Annotated in this window: 17 protein-coding genes; 7 read left to right on the top strand and 10 right to left on the bottom strand. The window is 35.2% G+C overall.

Annotated features, from left to right (window positions below; all coding sequences use genetic code 11):
• Positions 1-2 precede the first annotated feature (2 nt).
• Entirely contained in the window at positions 3-3,017 is a 3,015-nt protein-coding gene (locus HNS40_RS03080; RefSeq protein WP_172277491.1) for a right-handed parallel beta-helix repeat-containing protein, read from the top strand.
• Between the two features lie 160 nt (positions 3,018-3,177).
• Here the strand turns inward: HNS40_RS03080 and yaaA are convergent, their stop codons facing one another.
• From yaaA to rsfS, 10 genes are all read right to left on the bottom strand, one after another.
• Positions 3,178-3,945, bottom strand: a complete 768-nt coding sequence (gene yaaA / locus HNS40_RS03075; protein WP_172277488.1) for a peroxide stress protein YaaA — start codon at positions 3,943-3,945, stop codon at positions 3,178-3,180.
• 2 nt (positions 3,946-3,947) lie between these two features.
• Positions 3,948-5,171, bottom strand: a complete 1,224-nt coding sequence (locus tag HNS40_RS03070) for an ABC transporter permease (RefSeq protein ID WP_172277485.1) — start codon at positions 5,169-5,171, stop codon at positions 3,948-3,950.
• A gap of 1 nt (position 5,172) precedes the next feature.
• Positions 5,173-6,099, bottom strand: a complete 927-nt coding sequence (locus tag HNS40_RS03065) for an ABC transporter ATP-binding protein (protein ID WP_172277482.1) — start codon at positions 6,097-6,099, stop codon at positions 5,173-5,175.
• Entirely contained in the window at positions 6,099-6,386 is a 288-nt protein-coding gene (locus HNS40_RS03060; RefSeq protein ID WP_172277479.1) for a DUF493 domain-containing protein, read from the bottom strand. Before HNS40_RS03060 ends, HNS40_RS03065 begins: the two co-directional genes overlap by 1 nt.
• A gap of 56 nt (positions 6,387-6,442) precedes the next feature.
• Entirely contained in the window at positions 6,443-7,114 is a 672-nt protein-coding gene (locus HNS40_RS03055) for a helix-turn-helix domain-containing protein (protein ID WP_172277476.1), read from the bottom strand.
• 68 nt (positions 7,115-7,182) lie between these two features.
• On the bottom strand, positions 7,183-7,839 hold the full coding sequence (locus HNS40_RS03050) for a phosphatidylserine decarboxylase family protein (RefSeq protein WP_172277473.1): 657 nt from the start codon (positions 7,837-7,839) through the stop codon (positions 7,183-7,185).
• Positions 7,840-7,848: 9 nt separating this feature from the next.
• Positions 7,849-8,670 carry a phosphatidate cytidylyltransferase gene (locus tag HNS40_RS03045; RefSeq protein WP_172277470.1) on the bottom strand — a complete coding sequence of 274 codons (822 nt, stop codon included), beginning with the start codon at positions 8,668-8,670 and terminating at the stop codon, positions 7,849-7,851.
• 3 nt (positions 8,671-8,673) lie between these two features.
• On the bottom strand, positions 8,674-9,321 hold the full coding sequence (locus HNS40_RS03040; RefSeq protein ID WP_172277467.1) for an LUD domain-containing protein: 648 nt from the start codon (positions 9,319-9,321) through the stop codon (positions 8,674-8,676).
• Positions 9,322-9,339: 18 nt separating this feature from the next.
• Complete coding sequence (gene ftsH, locus HNS40_RS03035) at positions 9,340-11,382, bottom strand: ATP-dependent zinc metalloprotease FtsH (protein ID WP_172277464.1); 2,043 nt, start codon at positions 11,380-11,382, stop codon at positions 9,340-9,342.
• Between the two features lie 10 nt (positions 11,383-11,392).
• On the bottom strand, positions 11,393-11,776 hold the full coding sequence (gene rsfS, locus HNS40_RS03030; RefSeq protein WP_172277461.1) for a ribosome silencing factor: 384 nt from the start codon (positions 11,774-11,776) through the stop codon (positions 11,393-11,395).
• A gap of 378 nt (positions 11,777-12,154) precedes the next feature.
• Here rsfS and HNS40_RS03025 point away from each other — a divergent pair, with 378 nt between their 5' ends.
• The 6 genes from HNS40_RS03025 (at position 12,155) to HNS40_RS03000 (ending at position 17,362) form a co-directional block, all read left to right on the top strand.
• The gene (locus HNS40_RS03025) at positions 12,155-14,197 is read left to right on the top strand and encodes a thiamine pyrophosphate-dependent enzyme (protein ID WP_172277458.1); all 2,043 of its coding nucleotides are present in this window, start codon (positions 12,155-12,157) and stop codon (positions 14,195-14,197) included.
• Between the two features lie 16 nt (positions 14,198-14,213).
• Positions 14,214-14,717 carry a flavodoxin gene (locus HNS40_RS03020; protein WP_172277455.1) on the top strand — a complete coding sequence of 168 codons (504 nt, stop codon included), beginning with the start codon at positions 14,214-14,216 and terminating at the stop codon, positions 14,715-14,717.
• A gap of 21 nt (positions 14,718-14,738) precedes the next feature.
• Positions 14,739-15,212 (top strand): hypothetical protein, encoded by a 474-nt coding sequence (locus HNS40_RS03015; protein WP_172277452.1) that lies wholly within the window; start codon positions 14,739-14,741, stop codon positions 15,210-15,212.
• Positions 15,213-15,304: 92 nt separating this feature from the next.
• On the top strand, positions 15,305-16,009 hold the full coding sequence (gene trmB, locus HNS40_RS03010; RefSeq protein WP_172277449.1) for a tRNA (guanosine(46)-N7)-methyltransferase TrmB: 705 nt from the start codon (positions 15,305-15,307) through the stop codon (positions 16,007-16,009).
• Positions 16,002-16,337, top strand: coding sequence for an MGMT family protein (locus HNS40_RS03005; RefSeq protein WP_172277446.1), 336 nt, complete (start codon positions 16,002-16,004; stop codon positions 16,335-16,337). Before trmB ends, HNS40_RS03005 begins: the two co-directional genes overlap by 8 nt.
• 329 nt (positions 16,338-16,666) lie before the next feature.
• Positions 16,667-17,362, top strand: a complete 696-nt coding sequence (locus tag HNS40_RS03000; protein WP_172277443.1) for a hypothetical protein — start codon at positions 16,667-16,669, stop codon at positions 17,360-17,362.
• Positions 17,363-17,415 lie beyond the last annotated feature (53 nt).

The raw sequence follows: 17,415 nt of genomic DNA, 5'->3' as shown, positions 1-17,415 counted from the left end.
ATATGCAAAATCATACCCATATCATACATTCTTTTAAGTGGTATTTTAATATAGCATTTTTTGCTATTTCTATTTGGTTTGCTTCTTGTCAATTTCAGGATACTAATGATGGATTAAGACCTGAGATTTATTGTTCTGTCGATTCTACCGCTTTAGATGAGGATAATGTTTTTTGGTATGATTCAGGTATGCCCTTGATAAATCAAAACATGAAGCTTGGAGGATTTTTGTCTTCAAAAGAGAGTCATTCAGGAGTGCACAGTGTATTATTGACTAAAGAAAAAGCTTATGGATTAAGTACTGACTTTGAAAATATAAAAGGAGATGAGCGATTTTTGGTTAGTGTTTGGCGAAAAGGAAACTCAGAAGGCTCTGCTCTTGTTGTCCAAGGTGATATCGTAAAAAGCTTGTGGATCGGTCAAAAAGAAGCGATTGAAATAGGCGAAAATGATTGGGAGAAAATTGAGATTGAGGTTCAGATTCCTCCAAATATTTCTCTTCTGAAAGTTTATGTGTGGAATATAAATGGCGATTCTGTATATTTTGATGACCTGAGGATAAAAGAATTAGGAGTGGTTAAATACCCCGATTTTAAAGATGATGAAAAGGTACATTTGTATTTCTCTGATTCTAAGATGAAGAAGTTCAACGAAAAACGTTATAATGCTTTTATGAGTAGAATCCATTTTAGTGACGGAGAATGGATGAAAGGAGTTATGTCAGATGAAAACAGGGTCATGCCAATTAAAGCTCGCCTTAAGGGGGATTGGCTAGACCATTTGGAAGGACAAAAGTGGTCGTTTAGAACAAAAATGAGAGATGATCATACCTTTAAAAGAATGAGAGTCTTTTCATTACAAAACCCTGTTACACGGTACTTTGTACATGAGTATTTTGCCCACCAATTGTTTAATCAAGAAGATGTTTTAACTACAAGGTATGGGTTTACTCCTGTTTATTTAAATGGTCAGAGTATTGGTATCTATGCTTATGAAGAGCATTTTGCTAAACAATTAATCGAATATAATTTGCGACGTGAAGGGCCTATCTTAAAGATTGATGAAAACCCTTTGTGGAGAGAGCGACAAAAGGAAATGACTACCGATCTCATATATAATTATCCATATTATGAAGCAGCTAAAGTTGGTGCCTTTGGCTTGAGTAAAACCTTGGCCAAACCTAATTTAAAAAGCCAATTTGAAATTGCACATAGTTTAGTATATCAATATAAAAATTTATTAAGTCCAGTAGAGGAATTGTTTAATGTTGATGTATTGGCCAGATACTGGGCATTAATTGATATCACAAATGGTAGACATGGTATTGTTTGGCACAACCAACGACTTTATTTTAACCCAGTTATTTGTAAGCTAGAGCCTATTGATTTTGATAATTTCACTGATTATTATGATGAGGAAGAAGAACCAATTTTATCTGCATTTATCATGAATAAAAACTGGATAGGGGAGTCTGAACATCAGATGTTAAAGCATATTTTTACTTCTAAAGTATTTCTCGATAAATATCTATTCTATTTAGAGAAATATACTGATCCCATATTCTTGCAAGAATTTATTGACAGTGAATTGGAAGAAACAAGTCGCTACACGAAATTAATTGCAGAAGAGTTCACTACTTATGATTTCGATCCTCATTTTATCATGAGAAATGCTGAGATTTTGCGTCCCCAATTGCCTAAGCTTAGGGATAGTATAGAATCTGGAGTTTATGATAAAACCGAGCTAATTGTAGAAAATGTAAAGGGAGATACCACCTATTTACCTGCTGTTATACCTTTTTTTGTTAATGCATATTATTCCCAAGAACAATTGGGTATCGCTAATATTAAAGTTGAGAATTTCTTTGGTAAAGAAATTGAAGTGCTAGGTTTGGCAGATGAAAACAGTAAAATGCTTTATTTGTTCGAATCACCTTTTTATGTTCAAGCTTATCAAGGTAATATGGCTGATACCACTATTGAGTATAGATATACCTCTAATGCTAACCAGTTGGCCTATCGTGTGATAGGACATGAGGAGATTCTGTTCTCAGAACTCTCGTTGTTTAGAAAGAATACAAATCCTAGTCCATATCAGGAATTATTGAGGAACTTTAACATAGAAACTTGTGAGTTATTTGAAGACAGAGGAGATTCGTTAATAGTTAGAGGAATTCATGAATTAACAAGCAAAGTTTTAGTACCTAAGGGTAAAGTAGTAGTTTTTGAAGCAGGAGCTCAAGTGAATATCCTAAATGAAGGAACCATTATTTCGCATTCGCCTGTATATATGCTAGGGACGAAAGAGCAGCCTATTAAAATATACTCAACTGATACTACTGCAAATGCATTTATTGTGCTACAAGCAAATAAAAGAAGTCTATTGTCTCATGTGGTTTTCGAAGACTTAAACACACTTGAGTATGATGGTTGGAACCTAACTGGAGCAGTTAATTTTTACGAATCAGATGTTGATATTACAAATTGCAGCTTCCTTAAAAATCATTGTGAAGATGCGTTAAACATCATACGATCCGATTTTCATGTGACCAAATCTAAGTTTGAAGATATCTATGCCGATGCTTTTGATTCTGATTTTTGTACAGGTTTATTAGATTATTCAAGCTTCGACAGGGTAGGAAACGATGCCATCGATTTTAGTACCAGCCAAATTTATATAGAAAATTGTGAAATCACCAATATCCAAGATAAAGGAATTAGTGGAGGTGAAGGTTCAACACTTTGGGTGAAGAATACTAATATTACTAATTGTAATATTGGAGCTGCTTCTAAAGATCTATCTCATGTTAGTATTGAGAATGTAAATATCGAAAATTGTTATTATGGTTTGGTAGCATTAAGAAAGAAACCAGAGTATGGTACAGCAGTTTTTGATACCAAGAAACTCAAGCTCGTGAATTGTCAGGTTAAGCATTTAATAGAAAAGAACTCAGTGTTGAATTACAACGGTAGAAAGATAGAGGGAACCCGTGAAAAGGTTGCTGAAATGTTTTATTAAAAAGGCATAATATGGGGGTAGTAATATACTGCTACCCACCCTGTAATTCCTAGAATCACTCCCATAAAGAAAAAGAAAAAGGCCAAAATAGCTTTCTTTTTGTAAATACTATAAGCTCCTAATAAAAAGGAGATTAAAGCGTATATGTACATTCCTATAATCATCCTCTTGTAAATGTTAGTTCGGTTTCGGTACTCAGCTCTGCATTAAAGAAATAGCCTTCTTTGTCGAAGTGTTTTAATTCTTCAGGGTTTTGTATTTTGTTCTCGATGATATAGCGGCTCATTAATCCTCTGGCTTTTTTAGCAAATATTGCAATCACTTTATAAGAATCACCTTTGGCTTCTTTAAAAATCGGAGTAATGATAGGGCTTTTAATTTTCGAGGTATTAACTGATTTGAAATACTCATTCGAAGCTAAATTCACCAAAACACTTGTTCCACTCTCTTCTATTGCTTTTTGTATATTCTTGGTGATTTTATCTCCCCAAAACTCATATAGATTTCTAAACTTTTCAGTATGAAGTTTGGTTCCCATTTCAAGTCGATAGGGTAGAATCATATCATAAGGCCTCAAAAGTCCATATAAGCCAGACAGCATCCTCATGTGTTCTTGGGCATAATCGGCATCTTCTTGGCTAAGAGAATAGGCATCTAGCCCATTATAGACTTCTCCTTTAAATGCATAAAGTGCCTGTCTCGATTCTCCCTTTATAAAAGGAGCTTTCCATTGCGCAAATCGATCGTAGTTTAAATAAGCAATTTTTGAGCTTACGCCCATTAGTTTAGCAATATCATCAGCTTTATATTTCTTTAAAACTTTGACCAATTGCTTGCTTTCTTTTAGGAAAGGGATATTTGATTGGCCTTGAACTGAAATAGGGCTTTCATAGTCTAATGTTTTTGCAGGAGAAATAATAAATAACATAATTAAAAATCTTTTTTAAGTCTTTTGTTGAAAACAAAAATAGCAATTATACTGCTCAATATGGAGAAGAGTAAAAGCATCAGAGTATTTTGCATAATACCCATCAATCCAACATCTCTACCCAGTACATCATAGAAGCCATCTATAGCCCAATAATTAATGGTAAAATGGGCTACAGTTTTTATGATTTCAGGAAATAGAAATAATGGCATCATACTGCCTCCCAAAGCTGACATTACCAAGATGATGATTAAGCTTAAGCTTTCAACTTGTTTTTGACTTCTAGCTAAGGAGGCAATGAGGATTCCAAATCCACTAACGGCCATCGCGGTGGCAAAAACAAGTAAAATCAGTCCGGAGAAGTTTCTAAAGATGTCTAGACCGAAAGCTAACCAAGCAAACAGAACTAATATGCTCATTTGTATCATGGCAAAAACAAAACCACTTCCGAATTTACCTAAGATAATCTGCCATGGTTTAATGGGAGAGTAGAGGATTCTTTTTAAGGTGCCTGTATCTCTTTCTTTGATAATGGAGCTCCCCATTCCTGTAATGCTGAAGAGGAGCATCATAACCGAGGTTCCTGCGAATGCTTGTATCAAACCCCAAGGCATGTCTTCTTTTACTGAAACGGCTCGTGATTCTATGGAACTTGTTCCCACACTCGTTTCTTCTTGGTCTGGACTGAATTGTTGATCTATATCATCATGGATTTCAGCTATCATTTCTTCGGGCATTTCATCTCCATATTTATCATTAATAAAAGAATGGACTTGGCTTTTACTTCCTTGCTCTCCTAAAAATGGCATAAGAGTAGACATGAGTGCTTTTTGAGTCAGGCCCATCTCCAATTCTCTTGACTCATCATAAATGAATTCTACTGGAGTAGATTTTCCTTGATTGATAGAATCCTCAAACCCTTTATAAATCAGAAGGGCAGAAGGGAAGTCTCCATTGATGACCAATGTTTCTGCTTCGCTTAATGGTTTTATAGTTAATTTGAGGCCTTTTTCGGCTTCTAATTCAGATAATAAATCATGACTTAAAACGGACTGATCATCATCGCAAAATAATAAGGATTGGGCTCTGTCTTTTGAGGAGCTTTGAAAGCCACCATAGACCAAGGAAAATAATGCAATGAGTACTATTGGAAGTAGAAAGGATAATAATAATCCTTTTTTGTCTTTAAATGATTGTAATAAATCTTTTCTGGCTATCTCAAACATATTAATCCCTTAATTTATTACCGGTTAGCTTTAAAAATATCATCTCTAAATTTACTTTCTGTATCTCAATTTGATTCACTTTTATCTCGTTTTGACTAAAGGATTGCAATAAATGCACCAAATCTTCATTGGCGTTTTTGGAGGAGACAAATAATTGTTGATTTTGGAAGTAGAAGGAGTTGGACGAGGAAATGGAGTTAGAAAGTAGGGCCTCGTCCACTTTTTTCTCAAAGCTAATCACTAGTGTTTCCTCCATCTTTAAATGCTCTTTTAACTCTTTCTGGCTTCCTTCTGCAATTAATTGACCATGGTCAATAATGCCTATTCTGTCCGAAAGGCGTTCTACTTCTTCCATATTATGCGAGGTGTAAAATATGGTTTTACCTTGTTGATGGAGCTTCTCAAATATCTCATAAGTAAAAAGCCTACTTTGCGGATCGATACCTACCGTAGGTTCATCCATGAATAGAATTTCTGGATCATGGAGTAGAGCTGCAGCTATATTAATCCGCCTTTTCATTCCGCCACTATATGAACTTATTTTTTGATTTCTAGTGTCGTATAAATCCAGAAACCGCAATATCTCATGAATTTTATCAGTCAAAATATTGGATGAAACCTGATTGATTTTTCCCCAGAATTTTAAATTCTCAAAAGCAGACAGATCTTCATATAAGGCTATTTCTTGTGGAATAACTCCAATGGTTTTTTTGATATCTTGCTTTTGTTTAAGACTATTGAAACCAGCAATTTCTACTTCTCCACTACTTGCTTTTGTAATATTTGAAATGATATTAATACAAGTAGTCTTTCCTGCTCCATTAGGCCCCAAGAGGCTGTAAAACTCGCCTTTTTTGATATGTAAGCTTAACTTATCCAGAGCGGTAAAGTCTCCAAATTGTTTACTGATTTCTTTTATCTTAATCATTATAATGCCATTTTAAATCCAGGTACAACTTTTAAATCATTATATACTTGGGTTAATATTTCTTGGCTTATAATTTTAACATTAACCGAATAGCTTGTATAGGTTCCTTTGCCGCTTGGTTTATGACTCCATTTACCAAAACTAATATTTAGGTTTTTTAAAACAGGCTCTAAAAGGTCAATATTATCTTGATTGTTTTCTTGAGTAGTCATGATTACCTTTAAATCAAATTTCACAGGAAACTTTACCTTTTCTTCTTTCTTTGGGCCTTTGCTTTGTAATTTCATTCTTAATTATTTTAAATATATTTGTAAGGTTCTACATTAGAGACTAAATACTGTTATCACTTCCATATGGATTCAACCTTTTCAAATTGTTTTTCATTGAGTTGATAAAAATAACCTTTTTCGGAGATTTTTAGTTCTATTATTTCCAATAGTAGGAAATCGAGTAGGAGCTGATTGGTTTTTTTTGGTGTGAGTTTCAATTGTTTTCTCAACTGACTCCAGCTGATTGGTTGTTTCTCGTTTATCTGGTTCAGAAATTCTTTTTCTATATCTGTATAATTGATTTTCACAGGGCGAGCATTTCTCTTTTGTTGCCATGCTTTAATAAACATTCCGTTGGCTAATATATTCTGATCATTTAGTCGTATGAAAACTTTAAAGGCACCATTTTTATCAGGTGCAGAAACCAGCTCTTCTTCTGTCTTTTTAATGGAGACTTCCAAAATGAGCTTACCTAGAACATTCCATTCTTTGAACTTTAAGGGAACTTCGGGTTTGCAATACATCTGGGCAGCTGCTTGAAGCATATGGAATTCCTCCTCTGATCTTACTCCTGCCAATGCTCCATTGTCTTTAACTCCAATTAAAAGTTTTCCACCATTGGTATTTGAAAAAGCCGAAAGTGTGCGGGCAATCTTTTTCGAGTCAGATACCTCAAATTTAAAGTCTTGAGTTTGATGTTCGCCTTGTTCAACAAGTTTTTCGATATAGGATTTTCTGGAATTCATGGATAGCAAAAATAATAAAATTCACCCCAAGGGATTTAACTAAAATGTTAGAAAAACAAAAAAAGGATTTAGAATTTGGCTAGAACAGTTCTTCCACCCACCACTTTTTCATCGACAGAAACCAAAGGTTTGGCTGTGATAGGTAAGTATAAATCTACTCGGCTACCAAATTTGATAAAGCCAACTTCGTCGTTTTGATTTACCTCTTGTCCGACTTTGGCATAACAAACTATTCTTCGAGCTACTGCTCCGGCAATTTGTCTAAGCATAACCAATTGCTTGTTTTCATTTTCTATACAAACGGAAGTGCGTTCGTTCAATAAAGATGATTTTGGATGCCAAGCTACTAGATATTTACCAGGATGGTATTTGTAATATCTTACTTTTCCTTTGAATGGGAACCAATTGATGTGAACATTGTATGGCGACATGAAAACACTTATTTGTAGGCATTTTTCCTTAATGTATTCATCCTCAAAAACTTCTTGAATGATCACAATTTTTCCATCAGCTGGCGACATGATATGGCCATCTTTAGAAATAAATTCTCTATTTGGAACACGGAAAAAACGAACAATTAGAGTGTAGAAAATAATCGCGGCTATGCCTATAGGTACTTGGTACCACCAGATCTGGGGTCCAAAATATAACAATGCAAAAGCTAGCAATGCTACTATAAAAAATGAATTTCGTATTATGTTTTTTCCTTCTCTATGGAGTTTCATTCGATTCTACTAAGCCAGCAAATATAGTAAAAATACATAAAAAGGTATAGAAAATATAGCTGCATCAAAGCGATCTAAGATTCCACCGTGCCCAGGCATGATGTTGCCACTATCTTTAACTTTGGTTTGGCGTTTCAGCATACTTTCCACTAAATCACCCAAAGTTGCTGTTATTACGATAAATAGCGCGATAATAACCCAGATCCAAGGCGTAAATATTCCAGAGTAATAACCAATAAACCATGCAATAATCATGGTAGCAATAGCTCCTCCGATACTTCCTTCCCAAGATTTTTTTGGGGAAATGCGCTCAAATAAACGATGATTTCCAAAGCTAATTCCGCTTAAATAGGCAAAAGTATCGCTTGACCACACCAAAACGAAGAAGCTAATAAGTAATAATGGTTCGGTTTGATTTTCGCCAATCATTCCCATATTGGCAACTATATTGAATAAACCAAAGGGAATGGCAATATAGATGAGTGATAATACTTTTATACCTAAATCTTCGAATGGACTCTCGGTTCTTTGGAATAATGAACTAATGAAAAAGATGAAAGTAAGAGGAATGATACCGTATAGCATTTTTACTTCTATCCAGCCGTTGGCATAAGAACCAATGAGTAAATAAATCAAACTACCCATGAAAATGACAGAGCTTGTTTGGATTGGACTACCTTGTTTTTTGAACATACGAGTATATTCAAAAAGAGCGATGGCATTAAAAGCAAAAAACACAATAAAAACTGCGATAGGGTGATATAGGATGCTTCCGATGATTAGTGAAGCAAATACAGCTCCTGCTAAAGTTCTTATGATTAGATTTTTCAAATTTTATTCCATTAAATCGTCAATAAAAAATACGAAAAGCTCTTTTGGCCCATGGGCTCCCATAACCAAGGTTTTCTCAATATCAGCCGTTCTACTGGCTCCAGTTACCATGGTCATCATCGATGGCAAAACGCCATTATAACGCTCGCGCATGCCAATAATCGCATCACTAATTTCAGGAACTAATTGAGAAGCATAGGCCACAATTAGATGAACCTCTGGCCAGCTGTATAATTTACGGCCAGAACTTAATGAGGAGGACATTAAAGCAGAACCAAATCGGGCGATTAGGAATTCGCATTCTGTGAGTCCCGATTTGCAATCTTTTAGATCTTCATCTTTTGAAAGATATTCTATTTTTGCTAGATCTAGGTGCTTTCTTAAATCTTGATGTTTACAAAATAGAGGACCAATATTCTCTTCTTTTAGTAATAAGGAGAGGATATCGGTCAGTTCTTTTTCATTTTCACAAAAGATGAATTTCCCACCTAATGCAGATAATTCTTGAGCAAATTGTAGATCGATGGATTCTTCGAGAGGCTTCATGATAGGCTTCTCCAAATTTACTGATACATAAGGATTGTCTAATTTGGTCATTAAACCATTTCTAACTTCCTTTAGAATCTTTTCCCTTGAGGTAATCTCGTCCATCTTTATAAACTTAAATCTCTATACTTTTTCTTCTTTAGGCTCTTCAACTTTAGCCTCAACAGTTTCTTCTTTTACTGCTTCAGTAGTGGATTCATTTTCGTTTCCTCTGTTAATCATGAGATGATCTTTACCTTCATCCCAAGAGCGAGAACCGAAAATTTTCTCCAAATCTTCACGGAAAATAACTTCTTTTTCCATTAATACATTGGCTAGCATGCTAAGCTTGTCTTTGTTTTTATCTAAAAGATCTAAAGCTCTTTTATAAGCCTCCTCTATTAATTTACTAACTTCAAAATCAATGACCTGAGCTGTTTTTTCACTATAAGGCTTCTGGAATTGATATTCTTGTTGTCCTGAAGAATCATAATAAGATATGTTTCCAAGCTTATCATTCAATCCAAAGAATGCCACCATATTAAAGGCTTGTTTGCTTACTTTCTCCAAATCGTTTAAAGCACCAGTAGAAATTTTATTGAAGATGACTTGTTCAGCAGCACGGCCTCCTAATGTGGCACACATCTCGTCCATCATCTGTTCTTTAGTTGTGATTTGTCGTTCTTCTGGAACATACCATGCAGCGCCTAAAGCTTTACCGCGAGGGACAATAGTGACTTTTACTAATGGGTGAGCGTGTTCCAATAACCAACTTACAGTAGCATGACCAGATTCGTGATAAGCAATCACTTCTTTTTCCTGTTTGTTGATGATTTTGCTTCTTTTCTCCAACCCACCAATTATTCTATCAATAGCATCGAAGAAATCTTGCTTTTCTATTTGTTTCTTATCTTGTCGAGCAGCAATTAATGCAGCTTCATTACAAACATTGGCAATATCAGCACCTGAAAAACCAGGGGTTTGTTTGGCTAACATCTCAATATCCACATGAGAACCAATTTTTAAAGGTTTGGTATGAACTTCAAAAATAGCTCTTCTTTCTTCTAGTTCTGGAAGTTCCACATGGATTTGTCTATCAAAACGACCTGCTCTTAATAAGGCAGTGTCTAAAATGTCGGCTCTATTGGTGGCGGCTAAAATGATAACTCCAGCATTACTACCAAAACCATCCATCTCTGTTAAAAGCTGATTTAATGTATTTTCCCTTTCGTCGTTGGCTCCAGTCATGGCATTTTTTCCTCTAGCTCTACCAATAGCATCAATCTCATCAATGAAAATGATACAGGGTGCTTTTTCTTTGGCTTGCTTGAAGAGGTCACGAACTCTAGAAGCTCCCACACCTACAAACATCTCTACAAAATCAGAACCTGAAAGAGAGAAAAACGGTACTTTAGCTTCACCAGCGACGGCTTTGGCTAACAGTGTTTTACCAGTACCTGGGGGGCCAACAAGTAGCGCTCCTTTTGGAATTTTACCTCCAAGTTCAGTGTATTTTTTGGGTTTCTTGAGGAAGTCTACAATTTCCATTACTTCTACTTTTGCTTCTTTTAAACCAGCAACATCTTTAAAGTTAACGGATACAGAACTTTCTTTATCAAAGAGCTGAGCTTTTGATTTGCCAATATTGAAAATTTGGCCTCCTCCAGCACCGCCTTTGCTCATCATTCGCATAATAAAGAACCAAACCCCAACGAGTAAGAGGATAGGAAAGACCCATCCGAAAATATCTTTACCCCAATCTTGACGGGTTTCGTTTCGAATAAAAATCGGTTCAGGGGAATTTTTTTGAGCTTCCTGAACTCTTTTTTCAAAAGATTCTATGCTGCCAATCTGATAAGAAAAATCAGGCTTTTTGGTTAATGAGCCCCCTTCAGTTTTGATATCGTAATTAGATTTCTTATCTGCTTTTACATATATCTCTGCGATTTCTTTATTGACAAGAATGATTTTTTCAACATCTCCATTGTTGAGCATGGTCTTTACCTGACCCCAATCCGTTTCTTTAGAGATGGTATCATTTCCAAAGAAAGTTAAAGCTATAAAAATGACGGCCATAATACCGTAAATCCAATAAAAACTGAATTTCGGTTTCCCTGGCTTCCCTCCTGGGTTTAGTGGGTTTTTGGATTGATTCTTCGGGTTTGTATTATTATTGTTATCTGCCATTCTGTCTAGGTTATTTTGTCATACTTTCTTGTACAGTAGTTATCTCGGCATCAGCCCACAAACCTTCTAGATTGTAAAATCTACGGCTTGTTTCTTGAAATACATGAACCACAACGTCCACATAGTCCATTAATATCCACTCAGCAGCTTGTGCGCCTTCTACATGTAATGGTCTGTCGTTCAGTTGTTTTTTTGCTTCCATTCCCACTGATTCTGCTATGGCTTCTACTTGAGTGTTTGAGCTTCCATGGCATACCACAAAGAAGTCACAAATTGCTGTAGGTATACTTCTTAAGTCAATAGTGGTTATTTCTTGTGCTTTTCTCTCTTGCATTCCGTCAACAACTGCCTTAACTAGTTGTTCTGATGTATGATTCTGAATAAATTTTATCATTAAAAAATGTCTTTATAGTGCAAAAATAACCAATTTGATGGTTATTTATATAATTTATATCCCACTAACACAAAATCAGAGCCAAAGATTACGGTATCACTAAAATTTAACAGTTTTTTATTACATGTTGGATAGCTGTTTTATTGCTATTGCTGCTAGCACCCTTAGAATCATGATGAAGTCTAAACATTCGTATCGTTTTTGTGGAATCATTTTTACCCAAAATCTAGTTAAATCTTCTTAAATAGAGCAGATTGGAGATTTTTTACTTATTTAAAACTAATCTAAATTAAAACTTATTTGTAAATTTGCTCCATAATTTATCGCTAGATAACAACAAGTTTAGAATTTAAAAGGGTTTGAATTAAACGGATTAAAATGACAAATAAAAAATACAGCATTAAGCATACGCCTAAAGAAACTTTAGAGAACTGGTATTATTTAATGTATTTAGGCAGAAAATTAGATGAAAAAGCGCCAAATTATTTAAAACAAGCATTGGGATGGTCATATCATGCACCATATGCGGGGCACGATGGAATTCAGTTGGCTATTGGTCAAATATTTGAAAAGAATAAAGATTACCTCTTTCCTTATTACAGAGATATGTTAACGGCTATTTCAGCTGGGATGACGGAAACAGAAATTATCTTAAATGGTATTTCTAAAGCTGATGATCCTTCATCAGGTGGTCGTCACATGTCCAACCACTTTGCCAAGCCAGAGTGGAATATAGAAAATGTTTCTTCCTGTACTGGTAACCATACTTTGCATGCAGTTGGAGTTGCTCGTGCCATTAAAACTTATGGCGAAAAAGCAGTAGCTATTAGTTCTCAAGGAGAAAGCTCTGTTTCTGAGGGTTATGTTTATGAGGCCATTACTGGTGCCGATAGAGAGCAATTGCCTGTTATTTTTGTTATTCAAGATAATGGATATGGAATTTCTGTACCTAAGAAAGACCAAACAGCCAATAGAAAAGTAATAGATAATTTCAGTGGCTATAAGAATCTTCATCTTATTCATTGTAATGGTAAGGACGTTTTTGATTCCATGAACGCTATGCATGAAGCCAAGCAACATGCTTTAGAAACAGGAAACCCTGTGCTTCTTCATGCAAATTGTGTGAGAATGGGCTCGCATTCTAATTCTGATGATCATCTATTGTATAGAGATGAGCAAGAAAGAAATTATGTAAAGGAATACGATCCTTTGGCGAAATATCGTAGAATGCTAACTCGTTATAAAAGGTTTACAGAAGAAGAGTTAGCCGCCATTGAAGAAAAAGCAATTAAAGCAGTTAAGAAAGCTCATAAAATTGCCATCACAGCAAAAGATCCAAGTCCAGATTCAATCCATGATTTTGTGACTCCAGAACCGGTGGTAAGTATAAAATATCCAGAGGGTCTGCATACTCAAAACTCTGGCAAAAAAATTAAACTTATTACCGCTTTAAATGAAACCTTAAAATCGGAATTCCGTCGTAATCCAGATACTTATATATGGGGTCAAGATATGGCCAATAAGGATAAGGGAGGAATTTTCAATGTCTCTAAAGGTTTACAGCAGGAATTTGGAGTAAAAAGAGTTTTTAATGCACCAATCGCTGAAGATTTTATTGTAGGTACAGCAAATGGGATGAGTCGTTATAATGATGATATAAGAATCGTTGTAGAAGGAGCTGAATTTGCAGATTATTTTTGGCCAGCTATGGAGCAATTGGTAGAGTCTTCCCATGATTATTATCGTTCAAATGGTAAGTTTGTTCCTAATGTGACCATCAGGTTAGCTTCGGGTGGATATATTGGAGGTGGATTATATCATTCTCAAAATATTGAAGGAACTTTGACTACCTTCCCGGGGATTAGAGTGGTTTATCCTGCTTTTGCAGATGATGCTGCTGGTTTACTAAGAACTTCAATACGTTCCAAAGGAATTACTCTTTTCCTAGAGCCTAAAGCATTATATAATGATCCAAAAGCAGAGGCTTATTGCCCAGATGATTTTGAAGTTCCTTTTGGAAAATGCAGAATCAGAAGAGAAGGTACAGATATGACCATCATTACTTATGGAAATACTTTGCCAATGAGTTTAGAAGTGGCTGAAACTTTGCAAAAAGAGGATGGTGCTAATGTGGAAGTATTAGATTTACGTTCCTTATTGCCTTTAGATAAAGAAGGTATTTTGAAGAGTGTAAAGAAAACAAACAGAGTTTTGGTGGTACATGAAGACAAAGTTTTTGGTGGATTTGGAGGAGAAGTTGCTGCTCAAATTTCAGCTGATGCTTTTGAGTTTTTAGATGCACCAGTAAAACGAATTGGAGCAGAGTTTACACCCGTAGGTTTTAATAGGATTCTTGAAAACGCCATTCTTCCCAATGCTAAAAGAATTTTAGATGCCTCGAGAGAATTATTAAATTACTAAATTTGGAGATAGAGATATGAATAAGATAGGATTATTTTATAGTTTTAATACTAAGAACACAAGTACCGCTGCGGAAATTATTCTTAATGCCTTTGGCGAAAAAGCAATTGAAGCTGTTAATGTTGAGGAAGCTACCGAAGATGATTTTGATAAATTCAGTCATTTTATCTTAGGAGTGCCAACCTGGTGGGATGGAGAATTACCTAATTATTGGGATGAATTCTTGCCTAGCGTTGAGGAAAACTCGTTGGAAGGAAAAACTTTTGCTATTTATGGAGCTGGAGACCAAAAAGGATATCCTGATAACTTTGTAGATGCCATTGGTGTTATGGCCGATTTTCTTGAAGTAAGAGGAGGAAGGGTTATTGGTTTTACTCCAAATGAAGGCTATATATTTGATCAGTCTCAGGCTTTAAGAGATGGTGTTTTTGTTGGTTTGCCATTGGATTTTGAAAACCAAGCAGGCAATGTTCAGGCTAGTGTGGAGGCTTGGGTGAAGCAGTTAAAGAAAGAATTTTAATCATATTAAAAACAATATAAAATGGATCAAATTAAGAAATTATTATTTGCATTAATGATGGTCATGTTTGTAGCTCCCGTTTGGAGTCAATCAATTGATGACATTATAGAAATAGAAAGATCAGTATTGAAAACTGAGAAAAAAGCTGCCGTAGCAGCCAATATGGTTTTTACTGATGCTGAAGCTGCTGTTTTTTGGCCGCTTTATGAAGAGTTTTCAGCTGAAGAGTATAAATTGCAAACAGAGCGCATCAAAATCATTAAGGATTATGCCGAAAACTATAGTAACTTAGATGATGTGAAGGCGAATGAATTAATGACTAGAAACATCAAGCTAAAACAAGCTGTAAGTAAATTAGAAATGAAGTATTATAAGAAGTTTAAGAAAGTAATATCTCCTTCTAAAGCTACTCGCTTCTTCCAAATTGACAATAAAATAAATGCTTTAATAAATGCTGAGCTGGCATTAGAAATTCCTTTAGTGGAAACTAAATAAAGGGTTTTAAAATAATTTTAGAAAGCAATATGGCTCAGGCTGTATTGCTTTTTTTTATTTAGCTAAGATTATATATTTGCAAAAAAAAGAATATGGCTCGCAAGAAACTAGAACAGTTTGCTGAAAATGCAGAAAATCCATTATTTTTTCAACCTTATTGGCATGAGGTGATAGCAGGAATTCCATTAAAGGGAAAGTGGAGAGCCGGTTTTTTCAAGAATGATCATCCCGTTGTTTTAGAATTGGGTTGTGGTAAAGGGGAGTACACTGTGGGTTTAGCTCAAAAATATCCCAATAAGAATTTTATTGGTGTAGATTTAAAAGGAGCCAGAATGTGGCGAGGCGCAACGGATGCACGAGAAGCAGGCTTGGGTAATGTGGCTTTTATCAGAACTAAAATTGAGCAAATTCTACATTTTTTTGGTCCCAATGAAGTAGATGAGATTTGGCTAACCTTTTCTGATCCGCAACCAAAATACGAAAGAAGAAGACTCTCGTCTCCTCGTTTTCTGAATCTCTACCGTCAGATCTTAAAGCCCAATGGTATCATTCATATTAAAACAGATAGCAGAGAATTATTTGACTATTCTATGGAGGTGATTAACTATTTTAAACTTCCTCTAGAATTTCATTCTTACGATTTATATCAGTCGGATTATGATGGTGATGCACCAAAAATTCAGACATTCTATGAGAAGCAGTATTTAGCAAAAGGTATTCCGATAAATTATGCTTTATATTCATTAAACGAGGCTTATAACTCCAATGAATTAGATAAATTACCTTCTGATGAGTAAACTGGAGGAGCCTAGTTTTTTTGATAAGGTCTATCAAGTGGCACGCTTGATTCCCTATGGTCGGGTGACTAGCTATGGAGCAATTGCAAAGTATTTGGGTGCTGCGAGAAGTGCGAGAATGGTGGGTTGGGCCATGAATGGAAGCCATCAACAGGATGTGCCAGCTCATCGAGTTGTGAATAGAGCAGGGGTTTTGTCAGGTAAGCACCATTTTGGTCAAGAAAATTTAATGAAGGATTTGCTGGAGAGTGAAGGGGTGAAAGTGGATGGCGATCAAATTATAAACTTAAAAGAGGTGTTTTGGGATCCTAGTGAACATCTGCTTTAAACTGAAAATGGGCTTATTGTCATTTTTAAATGTCTATTCCTTATTCAGGGCAAATGCATTTGAATGTTTAAATTTAAACCTGCTTAGATTTCAGGAATATCAAAATGGGATATCCCCAGCAAAAGATAGATTCTCTTCTTTGTCAACCTTTGAGTTTCTTTTGTGAAACTTTGTGCAATAGCTTTATCACAAAGGAAGAGAGGATTTTACCAAGTGCCAAAAAGAAATAGGGTATGTTTGCTCAATTCCATTTTGTCTCATAAAAATCTTTAGTAACTTTATTGTCACTAATTCGTCTTAGAAGAAATCAAATCAACAAAATTAATATTATGAGAAAATTATTATTCACTCTATTGATAGGATTAATGGCCCATGGCTTATTTGCGCAGAAGTTTTATACTACCTCTGGCGGGGAGCTCATTTTATCCCTCGCCGAAATTAATTCTGGGGACGCGCCTACTCCACAAAATATAGTTCGTTTTTCACCATGGTTTAATGTTCAGAGCCTCGGAAATGTAGATTTTGGTGACCATGCCGGAATGTTTTTCGGATTGAATGTTAGAAATGTTGGTTTTATTGCCAAAGATAATTCCACACAAGTGAAAAAGAAATATCGTGTATACAATTTAGGTATTCCTGTTGGATTTAAGTTAGGAAATATGGATTCGTTCTTTGTTTATGGAGGATATGAATTCGAATTGCCATTTAACTATAAAGAGAAGACTTTCGAAAATGAAGTAAAAACAGGGAAGTTTAATGTATGGTTTAGTGATAGAGTCCCTACTTATTATCATTCGGTATTTGTAGGATTTCAGTTTCCCTACGGAGCTAATCTAAAATTCAAATATTACCTTACTCCATTTCATAATGCCGATTTTGTAGAGAAAATAGATGGTGTAGATGTAAAGCCTTATGAAAACTTTGAAACTAATGTTTTCTATTTGGCATTAAGTTTTACCATGTTTAGAAATAGTAAGGTTTATTATAAGAGTTCAAATAGTCATAGGGTGGTTGTGGAGTATTAATCCTTGAAACGGCTATAGAGAAAGCTTCAATTCCTTTGGGATACAATTCCTGT

Source organism: Lentimicrobium sp. S6 (assembly GCF_013166635.1).
GTDB lineage: Bacteria > Bacteroidota > Bacteroidia > Bacteroidales > UBA12170 > UBA12170.
The sequence above is the reverse complement of the archived record's forward strand: the minus strand, read 5'-3'. Positions and strand labels throughout refer to the sequence as shown.